This window comes from Kribbella flavida DSM 17836 (assembly GCF_000024345.1).
Taxonomy (GTDB): domain Bacteria; phylum Actinomycetota; class Actinomycetes; order Propionibacteriales; family Kribbellaceae; genus Kribbella; species Kribbella flavida.
This window is the reverse complement of sequence record NC_013729.1, coordinates 5,268,586-5,280,884: the sequence shown is the minus strand read 5'-3', so window position 1 is coordinate 5,280,884 and position 12,299 is coordinate 5,268,586. Positions and strand designations below refer to the sequence as shown.

The window sequence follows — 12,299 nt, the reverse complement described above, 5'->3', positions numbered from 1 at the left end:
GCCGGGGCGGCTCATCTGGTGGTCGTTGGCGACCGGTGCCGGGCCTGGGGACAGCGCCGCACGGACCCGGCGCCGCGCCCTCTAGGATGGCTCGGGTGCCACTCAGAGGTTTGAGGTGGCCTCCTCAGCAACTGCAACCTTGGGACAGTTCATGCCTTCGATTACCCGCGAAGAGGTCGCGCACCTGGCGCGACTGGCGCGGATCGAGCTCAGCGACGACGAGCTCGACCACCTCGCACCGCAGCTCGACCAGATCATCGGGCTGGTCGGGCAGGTCAGCGAGGTGGCCGCCGACGACATCCCGCCGACCTCGCACGCCCTGCCGATCAGCAACGTGATGCGCCCGGACGAGAACGTGCCGTGCCTGACGCCGGAGCAGGCGCTGTCCGGCGCGCCGGCCGCCGAGCAGCAGCGTTTCCGGGTGCCGCGGATCCTGGACGAGGAGGCCTGATGAGCGACCTGACCCGCAAGACCGCGGTCGAGCTCTCCGAGCTGATGACCGCCGGCGAGGTGAGCTCGGTGGAGATCACCCAGGCGCACCTGGACCGGATCGGCGCCGTCGACGGCGCTGTGCACGCGTTCCTGCACGTCGACTCCGAGGGCGCGCTGGCCCAGGCGGCCGCCGTGGACAGCCGCCGGGCGGCCGGCGAGGAGCTCGGTCCGCTGGCCGGCGTCCCGCTCGCGCTGAAGGACGTGCTGACCCAGGACGGCGTGCCGACCACCGCCGGCTCGAAGATGCTGGAGGGCTGGCGCCCGCCGTACGACGCGACCGTGGTGCGCCGGCTCAAGGCGGCCGGCGTGGTGATTCTGGGCAAGACCAACATGGACGAGTTCGCGATGGGTTCGTCGACGGAGAACTCGGCCTACGGCACGACGCACAACCCGTGGGACCTGAACCGGATCCCCGGCGGTTCCGGCGGCGGCTCGTCGGCCGCGCTCGCGGCGTACGAGGCGCCGCTCGCGATCGGCACCGACACCGGCGGCTCGATCCGCCAGCCGGGCGCGTTCACCGGCACGGTCGGCGTCAAGCCCACGTACGGCGGCACCTCGCGGTACGGGCTGATCGCGCTGGCCTCCAGCCTGGACACCCCCGGCCCGTGCGCCCGGACGACGCTCGACGCGGCGCTGCTGCACGAGGTGATCGCCGGGCACGACCCGATGGACTCCACCTCGATCGACCAGCCGGTGCCCGCGGTCGTCGACGCCGCCCGCCGGGCCGACGTGGCCGGGCTGCGGATCGGCGTCGTCAAGGAGCTCGGCGGCGAGGGGTACCAGCCGGGCGTCGAGGCCCGCTTCCACGAGGCGGTCGAGCTGCTCACCAAGCTCGGCGCCGAGGTGGTCGAGGTGTCCTGCCCGCACTTCGAGTACGCGCTGCCGGCGTACTACCTGATCCTGCCGAGCGAGGCCTCGTCCAACCTGGCCAAGTTCGACGCGATGCGCTACGGCCTGCGGGTCGGCGACAACGGCGAGAACAGCGCGGAGAAGGTGATGAGCCTGACCCGCGAGGCCGGCTTCGGCGCGGAGGTGAAGCGCCGGATCATGCTCGGCACGCACGCGCTGTCCAGCGGCTACTACGACGCGTACTACGGCCAGGCGCAGAAGGTGCGCACGCTGATCGCGCGCGACTTCACCCGGGCCTACGAGCAGGTCGACGTGCTGGTCTCGCCGGCGACGCCGACCACGGCGTTCGCGATCGGCGACCGGATCGACGACCCGATCGCGATGTACAAGAACGACCTCTGCACGATCCCGTCGAACCTGGCCGGCAACGCGGCGGCGTCGTTCCCGTGCGGCCTGGCCGACGAGGACGGCCTGCCGGTCGGCTTCCACGTGATGGCGCCGGTGATGCGCGACGACCTGCTGTACCAGGTCGGTGGTGCGCTCGAGGCCGCGCTGGCCGAGCAGTGGGGCGGCGTCCTGATGTCCAAGGCTCCGGAGCTGGAGGTGACCCGATGACCGCTGAGGTTTTCGCGATCGAGGACGCGCTCGCGTCGTACGACCCGGTGATGGGGCTCGAGGTCCACGTCGAGCTGAACACGAAGTCGAAGATGTTCTGTGGCTGCCCGACCGAGTTCGGCGCGCCGCCGAACACGCAGACCTGCCCGGTCTGCCTCGGACTGCCCGGCGCGCTGCCGGTGGTCAACGCCCGGGCCGTCGAGTCCGCGATCAAGATCGGCCTCGCGCTGAACTGCGAGATCGCGCAGTGGTGCCGGTTCGCCCGGAAGAACTACTTCTACCCGGACATGCCGAAGAACTTCCAGACCTCGCAGTACGACGAGCCGATCGCGTTCAACGGCTGGACCGAGGTCGTCGTCGACGGCGAGACGTACCGGATCGAGATCGAGCGCGCGCACATGGAGGAGGACACCGGCAAGTCCACCCACGTGGGCGGCGCGACCGGCCGGATCCACGGCGCCTCGCACTCGCTGGTCGACTACAACCGGGCCGGCATCCCGCTGATCGAGATCGTCACCAAGACGATCGAGGTGCCGCCGGCGAAGGCCGCGGCCGTGGCGCGGGCGTACGTCAGCATGCTGCGCGACCTGCTGCTCGCGCTGGACGTCTCGGACGTGCGGATGGACCAGGGCTCGCTGCGCTGCGACGCCAACGTCTCGCTGAAGCCGAAGGGCTCGTCGGTGCTCGGCACGCGGACCGAGACCAAGAACGTGAACTCGTTCCGTTCGGTCGAGCGCGCGGTGACGTACGAGATCACCCGGCAGGCGGCCGTGCTGGCCTCCGGCGGCAAGGTCGTCCAGGAGACCCGGCACTGGCACGAGGACACCGGCATCACCACCTCGGGCCGGGAGAAGTCCGACGCCGAGGACTACCGGTACTTCCCGGAGCCGGACCTGGTCCCGGTCGCTCCGTCGCGGGAGTGGGTCGAGGAGCTGCGCGCGACGCTGCCCGAGGCGCCGTCCACCCGGCGGGTCCGGCTGCAGGAGGAGTGGGGCTTCACCGACCTGGAGATGCGCGACGTCGTCAACGGCGGTGCGCTGGAGCTGGTCGTCGGTACGGTCGAGCTGGGCGTCACCCCGGCCGCGGCGAAGAAGTGGTGGCTGGGCGAGCTGGCCCGCGCGGCCAACGAGTCCGGCCAGGCGCTGGGTGAGCTGGGCGTGGGTGCGGCCGAGGTCGCCGAGGTGCAGAAGCTGGTCGACACCGGCGCGCTCAACGACAAGCTCGCCCGGCAGGTCTTCGACGGCCTGGTCAAGGGTGAGGGCACGCCGGCGCAGATCATCGAGGCCCGCGGTCTCGCCCTGGTCTCCGACGACTCGGCCCTGCTCGAGGCCATCGACCGCGCGATCGCGGCGAACCCCGCCGTGGTCGAGAAGGTCAACTCCGGCAAGCCCGCGGCCGCGGGTGCGCTGATCGGCGCGGTGATGAAGGACATGCGAGGCCAGGCCGACGCGGCCAAGGTCCGCGAGCTGCTGAACGCGAAGCTCGGTATCTGACGGTCCGTCGCTGGGCCCGGGGGAGTGTCCCTCGGGCCCAGCGACGTGTCAGGCGGCGTCCGTCAGGCCGTGGCGCTGGTCGTCGTCCGGCTCCGCTCGGCGTACTGGCGGGGTCTCGACGGAGGGCTGCGAGGGCAGCAGGGCCGCGGCGACGCTCAACTCGTCGAGCGGACAGCGCACCTCGTACCGTGTCGGCACCACCTCGGTGGTCACCGACTCCGGCCGGTTGCGCACCAGGCCGCGGAAGAATCCGGCGAGGGCGCCGATCAGTACGCCGTACAGGACACCCCACAGCACCACCGCGAGCCCGGTCATGCTGGTCTCCGCGACCAGCGTGACGAAGACGGCGGCCAGCAGGCCGACGCCGCCGCCCAGGGTGGCGCCGTTGCGGGCGAGCCGCGCCGTGGACACCGCCGGCGGTCTCTCGGCCAGGCGGAGATCGGTCCCGACGATGCAGAGACTGTCCCTGGTCATCCCGTACGACAGCAGGTGATCGACCGTCACCTGTGCCTCGGCGTAGGTGTCCGCCGAAGCGATCACGCTGTTGTGGACCAAGGACCCCGCGGTACGTCGCAAGACCTTCCCCTCCCGAAGATGTCGACCTGGCTGCTTGTTCCACTAGTACCAGGACGGCCCAAGGTGAAACGGTCAGCGGCTGATCGTCACCCGCAGGATCCGGTCGTCCCCGTCACGGACCTCACCACGCCCGTCGGTGTTCGACGTCGTCACCCACAACGAGCCGTCCGGCGCGGCCTCGACCGTGCGCAGACGCCCGTACTGGTTGGTGAAGAACGGCACCGGATCACCCGTCCGCCGGCCGCCCGCGACCGGAATCGCCCACAACCGCTCGCCCCGCAACCCGGCCATGAAGACATGTCCCTGCGCGAAGGCGATCCCGCTCGGCGACGCGTCGTCGGTGTTCCACTGCGCGATCGGGTCCACCATCCCGTCGAGGTTGCTGATCCCTTCGGCGGCCGGCCAGCCGTAGTTCGCGCCGGAGGTGATCGCGTTCAACTCGTCCCAGGTGTTCTGCCCGAACTCGGCCGCGTACAACTGGTTGCCGTCGAACGCGAGCCCTTGCACGTTCCGGTGCCCCTTCGAGAACCACGCGCGGCCCCCGGGGTTGCCCGGTGCCGGCCGGCCGTCGGTCGTGATCCGCAGGACCTTGCCGCCCAGCGAGTTGTCGTCCTGGGAGGTCGGCTCGTCCCGGCCGTCCCCGGTGCCGACGTACAGGAACCCGTCCGCGCCGAACCGCAGCCGCCCGCCGTTGTGCACGGCCGCCATCGGAATCCCGTCCAGGATCGTCTGCTGCCCCGAGAGCCGGTTGTTCCGGTAGGTCATCCGGGCGATCCGGTTGTCCTGCGAGGTCGAGAAGTAGACATACACATACGGCCGCTGCGGGTACTGCGGATCCACCGCCATCCCCAGCAACCCACCTTCGGACGAGGCGTCCACACCGTCCACGGTCCCCACCTCGGTGGCCTGCCCACCCGCGACCCGCTTCACCTTGCCCGAGTCCCGCTCAGCCACCAACGCACTCCTGTCCGGCAGGAACGCCAGCCCCCAAGGCACCTGGATCCCGGTCGCGACTGTCCCCGCCACCTGCAACTTCACCGGCCCCTGCGGCTGCGGCGCACTGCTACCAGCCGGCGACGACGGCCGCGCGCTCGGCGTACCAGCCGGCGTCCCACTGGACGTCACCGAAACCGACGGCGCGGGCGCCGCCTCCCCATCCGAACACCCAGCAGCCAGCAACCCCACCGCCACCAGCAACCCCGCAGTACGCCGCCGAACCGCCACGCCATCTCCTCGAGTAGACAACCCCTGCCAAGGTACCCACCCGACTATCCCGAACTACCCCCGAAAACTACGCGAAAGCAACGCGGCCACCCTCGTCGCCTGGTCCTGCGACCGAGCCGGCAACCGCAGCATCACGCCCACCCGCCTCGACCTCTCGGTCAAAATCCCTGACCCCCCGGCTCAACAGCAAAGGGTGCTTCCCGCTCGGGGAAGCACCCTCTGCCAACAGCACTGAAGGAGGAGCTCAGCTGCCCCAGGTGGGGCGGAGTGGGAAGTGGGCGTTGGCCTGGTCGTCGAGTTTGACCGCGAGGACCTGGTGGAGTTGGGTGTTGTTGCGTTCGAAGCCGACTCGGCAGGCGGCCAGGTAGAGGCCCCAGATCTTGGCGGTGGGGTAGCCGACCTCGGCGACGGCCTCGTCCCAGTGGGCTTGCAGGTTCTCGGACCAGGCGCCGAGGGTGAGGGCGTAGTGCTCGCGCAGGTTTTCCTCGTGGCGGACCTCGAAGCCGGCGTCCTGGGCTTCGGTGATGATGCGGCCGGAGCCGGTGAGTTCGCCGTCGGGGAAGATGTAGCGGTCGATGAAGGCGCCGGTGGAGCGCAGGCGGTTGTCGGGGCGGGTGATGCTGTGGTTCAGCAGCCGGCCGCCGGGCTTCAGGCGGTCCAGCAGGAAGCCGAAGTACGACGGGTAGTTGCGGATGCCGATGTGCTCGGTGAGGCCGATCGAGCTGATCGCGTCGAAGTCGCGTTCGTCGACGTCGCGGTAGTCGAGGAAGCGGACCTCGGCGAGGTGCTCCAGGCCCTCGCGCTTGATGGCCTGCGCGGCCCACTCGGCCTGCGCGGCCGACAGGGTGACGCCGAGCGCCCGTACGCCGTACTCGCGGGCCGCGTGCCGGACCATGCCGCCCCAGCCGCAACCGACGTCGAGCAGGCGCTGGCCGGGCTGCAGGTCGAGCTTGCGGGCGACGAGGTCGTACTTCTCGTGCTGGGCCTGCTCCAGCGACGCTTCGTGCGAGGGATACACCGCGCAGGTGTAGGTCATCGACGGGCCGAGGATCAGCTCGTAGAACCGGTTCGAGACGTCGTAGTGGTGGTGGATCGCGGCCTTGTCGCGGGTGCGGGAGTGACGCAAACCCTCGAACGTACGCCGCCACTTCGGCAGGTGCTCCTGGGGCGGCGGCGGGGGCGGCTTGAGGTGGCTCCAGCCGAGGCCGCGGACGATACGCAGGGCTTCCGCGGGCGTCGGGCGCTTGAAGTGCAGGTGGTTCAGCATCGTCCGCATCAGCTCGTACGGGTTGCCGGGGTGCATGCCCTCGATCTCCAGGTCGCCCTGCACGTAGGCCCGGACCATGCCGAGGTCGCCCGGCGCGGTCAGCACGTACGACAGGCCGCGCTCGGTCGCCAGGTGCATGTGGATCGGGGAGTCCTCGGGGCCGGCCGCGCTGCCGTCGTAGGCGGTGAACCGGAACGGGAGCCCGTCCGGCGTCACGGCGGTCAGTGCCTGAGCAATGGAGATCTGCGTCGCCAAGGTCGCCGTCATCGGCGCGTCACCGCCTTCTCGTAGAGCCCGGTGAGCCGGGCGTCGGGGTCGTAGCGTTTTTTCACCTCGGTCAGCGCCGGGACGTTGTAGAGCCGGTCGAAGGTGTCCCGGTCGTAGTACGCGTCGGAGTACAGCGACTTGTGGCCACCGAAGTCGGCGACCGCGGCCTCGATCCGGCGGTTCACGTCGCCGTCGGCCGCGCCGGCAGCGATCGGCACCGTGCCCCAAAAACCGACGTTCACGTACGTCGTGCCCGGGGCGAGCGGGTAGAGCGGCCAGGGCTCGTCGCCGCGCAGCCGCAGCGGGCACAACCAGACCGGCCGCATGCCGACCTCCGCGTCGAACCAGCGCAGGAACCCCGCCAGCTGTGCGGCGGGGATCTCCACGTCCTGGACGACGCGTTCCCGGTCGGGCAGGCCGCGACGCCGATTGATGCGCGCGGCAACTTGGTGGCGGTTCTCCAGGCCGATGATCTTGTGGTAGACGTCGCTGCGCCGCCACCGGCTCGGCCACAGCCGGCGGACCCACCGGTTCTGCGCGCCGAAGGCCGCCGAGCACCAGAACCAGTCGGTGTCCCAGCGCCACAGGTAGTCGTGGGCGGTGAGGAAGTCCGTAGGGCGCTGCTGGATCGACCGGTAGTAGATCTGCTGGCCGGTGTAGTCGCTGGTCTGTACGGCGGCGTCGCTGTTGCGGCCGAGCGTCAGGTACGCCTCGGTGGGGCTGAACGCGACCCCGTCGACGAAGTGCACCGGCTCGCCGGCGTATGTGCCGGTGGCAACGATCTCGTCGATCGCGGGGGCCAGCTCCTCCAGACCGAGCCGCACGTGCCGCAGCGCGACGTACGGCGAGATCCGGTCGAGCTCGATCCGCAGCCGGGTGGCGTAGCCCAGGGTGCCGTAGGAGTTCGGGAAGGTCCGGAACAGGTCGGCGTGCTCGCCGGCCGGGCGGGCGGTGACGATCTCGCCGGCGCCGGTGAGGATGTCGAGCTCCAGCACGGACTCGTGCGGCAGCCCCGCGCGGAACGAGGACGACTCGATGCCGAGGCCGGTGACCGCGCCGCCGAGGGTGATCGTCTTGAGCTGCGGGACGACCATCGGGACCAGCCCGTACGGCAGGGTGGCCGCGACCAGGTCCTCGTAGGTGCACATGCCCTGGACGTCGGCGGTCCGGGCGTCCGGGTCGACGGCGACGACGCCGGTCAGCCCGGAGACGTCGAGGCCGGGCGTCTCGACCGCGGCCCGGGGCCGGAAGAGGTTGGAGCTGCGCTTGGCCAGCCGGACCGGTGCACCGGGAGGAATGCGCTGGTAGGACGCCCGGAGTCGTCCGACCGCCCGATCGTGTTCCACACCTGAGGCAAAACCCGATGTCGAAGGCACCCGGTCAGACTACGACGGAGCCCGGGCGGATGGGTGGAAATTTTTCTGCGACTGGATGTCGAGACGGTGCCGGCGGCTCCGACGTCGCCGGGGACACGAGGAGGAACCGATGATCGATCTGGGACCGGCCGGACGGGCGCTGGTTGCGGTGGTGCAGCGCATCCCGCAGGAGGCGCTCGGCGGGCCGACGCCGTGCGCGGAGTACGACGTGCGGCAGTTGATCGCGCACGTGGACGACGGCGCGCGGGGGTTCGCGGGCGCGGCCGGGGGCGACGGCAGCGGTGAACCGCTGGACTTCGCGGCGGCCGGATGGCGGGAGACGCTCGCGGTGCGAGTGGAGCGGCTGTCCACGGCCTGGGCACGTCCGGCCGCGTGGGAGGGCACGTCGGATCTCGCCGGGCTCGGGCTGAGCCGAGCGGAGTGGGGCAAGATCGCCCTCACCGAGCTCGTCGTGCACGGGTGGGACCTGGCGCAGGCGACCGGGCAGGACCTCGAGCTCCCGGCGGAGACGACCCAGGCCTGCTACGACCATGTCGCCGAGTTCCTCCGGCAGCCGCCCGTACCGGAGTTGTGGGGTACGCCGGTGCGGGTGCCGGAGGACGCCAGTTTGCTGGACCGCCTGGTCGGCATCACCGGCCGATCGCCTGCCGGTGCAGGGATGACGACCGAACGGTCGCCTACTGTCGGCGGTGCCGAGTAGGTTCTGGGCATGGCTGATTCGGTGATCACGTGGCTGCCGTGGAAGGACCCCGGCAGCTTCCTTGGCGGGCTGCCCGAGCGGATCGAGGCGTCGTTCTACGCGGGGGGTGAGCTGCCGCCGGACCTTGACCAGGTCGAGTTCTACGTGCCCAGCTACATGGGCAGCTCCCGGGTCGTCGAGATGGTCCGGGAGATGCCGGCGCTGAAGGTCGTGCAGACCCAGACGGCCGGCTACGAGAACGTCCTGCCGCACTTGTCGCGGGACGTGACGCTCTGCAACGCGCGCGGCGTGCACGACGCGTCGACGGCCGAGCTGGCGGTCGGGCTGATCCTCGCGACCTACCGCCGGATCCCGACCGCGGTCACCAACCAGCAGGCCGGGATCTGGCCGGACGATCCCGGCATCGACGACTCGCTCGCGGACCGGACCGTACTGATCCTCGGCTACGGCTCGATCGGGGAGGCGCTGGAGCGGCGGCTGGCCGGGTTCGAGTGCGACGTGATCCGGGTGGCGCGACGGGCCCGGGACGGTGTCGCGCCGATCACCGAGCTGCCGTCACTGCTGCCGCGTGCCGACGTCGTCGTCCTGCTGACCCCGGCGACGGAAGAGACGAAGGGCCTGGTGAACGCCGAGTTCCTGGGCCGGATGAAGGACGGCGCCCTGCTGGTCAACGTGGCCCGCGGCGTCGTCGTGGACACGGCCGCGCTGGTCACCGAGCTGGGCACGGGCAGGATCCGGGCCGCGCTCGACGTGACCGACCCCGAGCCGTTGCCCGCCGGTCACCCGCTCTGGTCGGCGCCGAACGTGCTGATCAACCCGCACCGCGGCGGTGCCTCGACGGCGTTCGCGCCGCGGGTCGCCCGGCTGGTCCGGGCCCAGCTGGAGCGGTACGTCACCGGCGAACCCCTGATCAACGTGGTGGCAGGGCCGCCACGCTAGACACACCTGGAGGACGACGATGTCCGAGGCCGTACTGCTGATCGGAACCAAGAAGGGACTCTGGATCGGGCGCAGCGACGCCGGGCGGGAGCACTGGACGCTCGACGGGCCGCACTTCGAGATGCAGGGGGTCTACTCGGTCGGGGTGGACACGCGCGGGGACCGCCCGCGCCTGTTCGCCGGCGGCACCAGCGAGCACTGGGGCCCGGCCGTGTTCCACTCCGACGATCTCGGCCGGAGCTGGGACGAGCCGCCGGAGGGTTCGATCGGCTTCCCGGCCGACGCCGGCGCCTCGCTCGAGCGGGTCTGGCAGATCCAGCCCGCGCCGGCCGACCAGCCCGGAGTCGTGTACGCCGGTGCGCAGCCCTCGTCGCTGTGGCGGTCGACCGACGGCGGGGTGACGTTCGAGCTGGTCCGCGGCCTGTGGGACCACCCGCACCGCAAGGACTGGGGTGAGGGGTTCGGTGGTCAGGCGATCCACACCGTGCTGCCGCACCCGACCGACCCCGACCGGATGAGCGTGGCGATGTCGACCGGCGGGGTCTACCAGACCGAGGACGGCGGCCGGACCTGGCGCCCGGCCAACCACGGGATCAAGGCGTACTTCCTGCCCGATCCCGACCCGGAGTTCGGCCAGTGCGTGCACAAGCTGGCCGCGCACCCGGACGCGCCGGACCGGCTGTACGCGCAGAACCACCACGGCGTCTACCGCTCCGACGACGGCGGCGCGATCTGGAAGTCGATCGCGGACGGCCTGCCCTCGGACTTCGGCTTCCCGATCGTGGTGCACCCGCACGAGCCGGACACGGTCTACGTCTTCCCATTGATCGCTGACGGCAACCGGATCCCGACCGACGCGCAGTGCCGGGTCTTCCGGTCCCGCGACGCCGGGGCGACCTGGGAGCCGCTGACGAAGGGGCTGCCGGACGTGCCGTCGTACGCGCCGGTCCTGCGGGACGCGTTGTGCGTGGACGCTGGATCGCCGGCCGGGGTGTACGTCGGGACGCGGGACGGCTGCGTCTACGCGAGTGCGGACGCGGGCGACACCTGGACCGAGGTCGCGCGGCACCTGCCCGACGTCCTGACCATCCGCGCGGCAGTGCTGAGCTAGAGGTGGCGACGTGACGATCCAGGTGAAGCTGCCGACGGTGTTGCGTCCGTTCGCCGACGGGAGAGAGCGGGTCGAGGTCGAGCCGTCGGCGGACGCGACGGTCGGGTCGGTGTTCGCGACGCTGGAGCGGCAGCATCCGGCGTTGCGGCGGCGACTGACCGACGACCAGGGGACGTTGCGGCGGCACGTCAACGTCTTCCTGGGCGACGACAACATCCGCGACCTGGACGGCCTGGACACCAAGCTGCCCGACGGCGCCGAACTGCTCGTCCTGCCGAGCGTTGCGGGCGGCTGAGCCGCCCGCGGCCGAGCACGTCGGCCAGGCTTCAGTGATGGAAGAGGCGGACGCCGGTCTGCGTGGCGGTGATGCCGTGCGCGGCGCAGGCGGCGACCACCTCCGGCGTACGGAGCGATCCACCTGGCTCGGCCAGGGTCCGTACGCCGTGCCGCGCCGCCTCGTCGATGTTGTCGGCGAACGGGATGGCCCCGTCGGAGACCATCGCGACGTCGGTGAGGCCGGCCAGCCACGGCGTACGGTCGGCGGGGCAGAGGCGGTCGACAGCCGCGAGGTGTGCCGCCTGCCGGGCCGACAGCGGAAGGCCGGGATCCGGTACGACGGACGGGTGACGACGCAGCCACCAGGTGTCGGCCTTGGCGCCGGCGAGCCGGGTGCAGTCGATGCGGGACTGCTGGCCTGCCCCGATGCCGATCGTCATCCCGTCCCGCACCAGCGCGATCGAGTTCGACTGCGTGTAGCGCAGCACGATCAGCCCGAGCAACAAGTCCCGGGCGGCGGCGTCGGGCAATGCAGGGTCGAGCAGGTCGCGGGTGAGCGGCAGATCGTCGCGGTGCTGGGTGAGCCGAAGACCGTAGACGTCGCGGACCTCCTCAGCAGGCGGTTCGTACGCCGGGTCCACCGCCAGCACCAGGAAGCCGCCGCGCTTCTTCGCCGAGAGCGTGCCGACCACGCTCTCGTCGTACCCGGGCGCGATCACCCCGTCGCAACTCAGCCGGCGCAACAGTTCCGCCAGTTCGGGATCGACCGGGTGCGAGACGGCGCCGAAGTCCCCGTACGACGACTTCGGGTCCGCGTCGCGCGCCCGGGCGTAGGCACTGGCGACGGGACCGAGCCGGTCGACGCCGAAGGTGGCTCGCTGGACCTCGTCGAGCGGCCCGGCGAGCGCCGCACCCGCGGGGGAGACGTGCTTGAACGACGTCGCCGCCGGGCGAGCGAAGGTGGTGCTCGCGGTCCGGACGAGCTGCCAGGCGTTCAGCGCGTCGAGGAGATTGATGTACGACGGCGCGCCGTGCAGCACCGTGATCGGCGAGCCGTCGAGCGGGGTGACGGTGGCGGGCTGGTGCGGGTTCATGCCGTGGCGCAGGTGCATCG

The 12,299-nt window shown here is 71.2% G+C and carries 12 protein-coding genes; 7 read left to right on the top strand and 5 right to left on the bottom strand.

The window, feature by feature from the left end:
* Positions 1–151 precede the first annotated feature (151 nt).
* Genes gatC through gatB form a run of 3 tightly spaced genes read left to right on the top strand, consistent with a single transcriptional unit; the run spans position 152 to position 3,449 of the window.
* Positions 152–451, top strand: coding sequence for an Asp-tRNA(Asn)/Glu-tRNA(Gln) amidotransferase subunit GatC (gene gatC, locus KFLA_RS24295; RefSeq protein WP_012922471.1), 300 nt, complete (start codon positions 152–154; stop codon positions 449–451).
* Positions 451–1,956: an Asp-tRNA(Asn)/Glu-tRNA(Gln) amidotransferase subunit GatA gene (gene gatA, locus KFLA_RS24290; protein ID WP_012922470.1), complete on the top strand. Its 1,506-nt coding sequence runs from the start codon at positions 451–453 to the stop codon at positions 1,954–1,956. Before gatC ends, gatA begins: the two co-directional genes overlap by 1 nt.
* The gene (gene gatB, locus KFLA_RS24285; protein ID WP_012922469.1) at positions 1,953–3,449 is read left to right on the top strand and encodes an Asp-tRNA(Asn)/Glu-tRNA(Gln) amidotransferase subunit GatB; all 1,497 of its coding nucleotides are present in this window, start codon (positions 1,953–1,955) and stop codon (positions 3,447–3,449) included. Before gatA ends, gatB begins: the two co-directional genes overlap by 4 nt.
* A gap of 48 nt (positions 3,450–3,497) precedes the next feature.
* Here the strand turns inward: gatB and KFLA_RS35915 are convergent, their stop codons facing one another.
* The 4 genes from KFLA_RS35915 to KFLA_RS24265 all read right to left on the bottom strand — a co-directional run bounded on the left by KFLA_RS35915 (position 3,498) and on the right by KFLA_RS24265 (position 8,129).
* Positions 3,498–4,004 carry a general stress protein gene (locus tag KFLA_RS35915; protein ID WP_049797430.1) on the bottom strand — a complete coding sequence of 169 codons (507 nt, stop codon included), beginning with the start codon at positions 4,002–4,004 and terminating at the stop codon, positions 3,498–3,500.
* A 93-nt stretch (positions 4,005–4,097) separates the two neighbouring features.
* Positions 4,098–5,150, bottom strand: a complete 1,053-nt coding sequence (locus KFLA_RS24275; RefSeq protein ID WP_420167155.1) for a PQQ-dependent sugar dehydrogenase — start codon at positions 5,148–5,150, stop codon at positions 4,098–4,100.
* Between the two features lie 343 nt (positions 5,151–5,493).
* Positions 5,494–6,783 carry a class I SAM-dependent methyltransferase gene (locus KFLA_RS24270; RefSeq protein ID WP_012922466.1) on the bottom strand — a complete coding sequence of 430 codons (1,290 nt, stop codon included), beginning with the start codon at positions 6,781–6,783 and terminating at the stop codon, positions 5,494–5,496.
* Complete coding sequence (locus KFLA_RS24265; protein ID WP_012922465.1) at positions 6,780–8,129, bottom strand: FAD-binding oxidoreductase; 1,350 nt, start codon at positions 8,127–8,129, stop codon at positions 6,780–6,782. Before KFLA_RS24265 ends, KFLA_RS24270 begins: the two co-directional genes overlap by 4 nt.
* A gap of 139 nt (positions 8,130–8,268) precedes the next feature.
* Here KFLA_RS24265 and KFLA_RS24260 point away from each other — a divergent pair, with 139 nt between their 5' ends.
* The 4 genes from KFLA_RS24260 to KFLA_RS24245 are packed head-to-tail and all read left to right on the top strand — an operon-like array spanning position 8,269 to position 11,204.
* Positions 8,269–8,859 carry a TIGR03086 family metal-binding protein gene (locus KFLA_RS24260; RefSeq protein WP_012922464.1) on the top strand — a complete coding sequence of 197 codons (591 nt, stop codon included), beginning with the start codon at positions 8,269–8,271 and terminating at the stop codon, positions 8,857–8,859.
* A gap of 9 nt (positions 8,860–8,868) precedes the next feature.
* A complete protein-coding gene (locus KFLA_RS24255; RefSeq protein ID WP_012922463.1) occupies positions 8,869–9,798 on the top strand; it encodes a 2-hydroxyacid dehydrogenase in 930 nt (309 codons plus the stop codon).
* A gap of 19 nt (positions 9,799–9,817) precedes the next feature.
* Positions 9,818–10,909 (top strand): WD40/YVTN/BNR-like repeat-containing protein, encoded by a 1,092-nt coding sequence (locus KFLA_RS24250; RefSeq protein WP_012922462.1) that lies wholly within the window; start codon positions 9,818–9,820, stop codon positions 10,907–10,909.
* Positions 10,910–10,919: 10 nt separating this feature from the next.
* On the top strand, positions 10,920–11,204 hold the full coding sequence (locus tag KFLA_RS24245) for a ubiquitin-like small modifier protein 1 (RefSeq protein WP_012922461.1): 285 nt from the start codon (positions 10,920–10,922) through the stop codon (positions 11,202–11,204).
* A 31-nt stretch (positions 11,205–11,235) separates the two neighbouring features.
* On the opposite strand, the gene KFLA_RS24240 is transcribed toward KFLA_RS24245, so the two are convergent.
* On the bottom strand, positions 11,236–12,297 hold the full coding sequence (locus tag KFLA_RS24240; protein ID WP_012922460.1) for a 5-aminoimidazole-4-carboxamide ribonucleotide formyltransferase: 1,062 nt from the start codon (positions 12,295–12,297) through the stop codon (positions 11,236–11,238).
* Between the last annotated feature and the right edge of the window lie 2 nt (positions 12,298–12,299).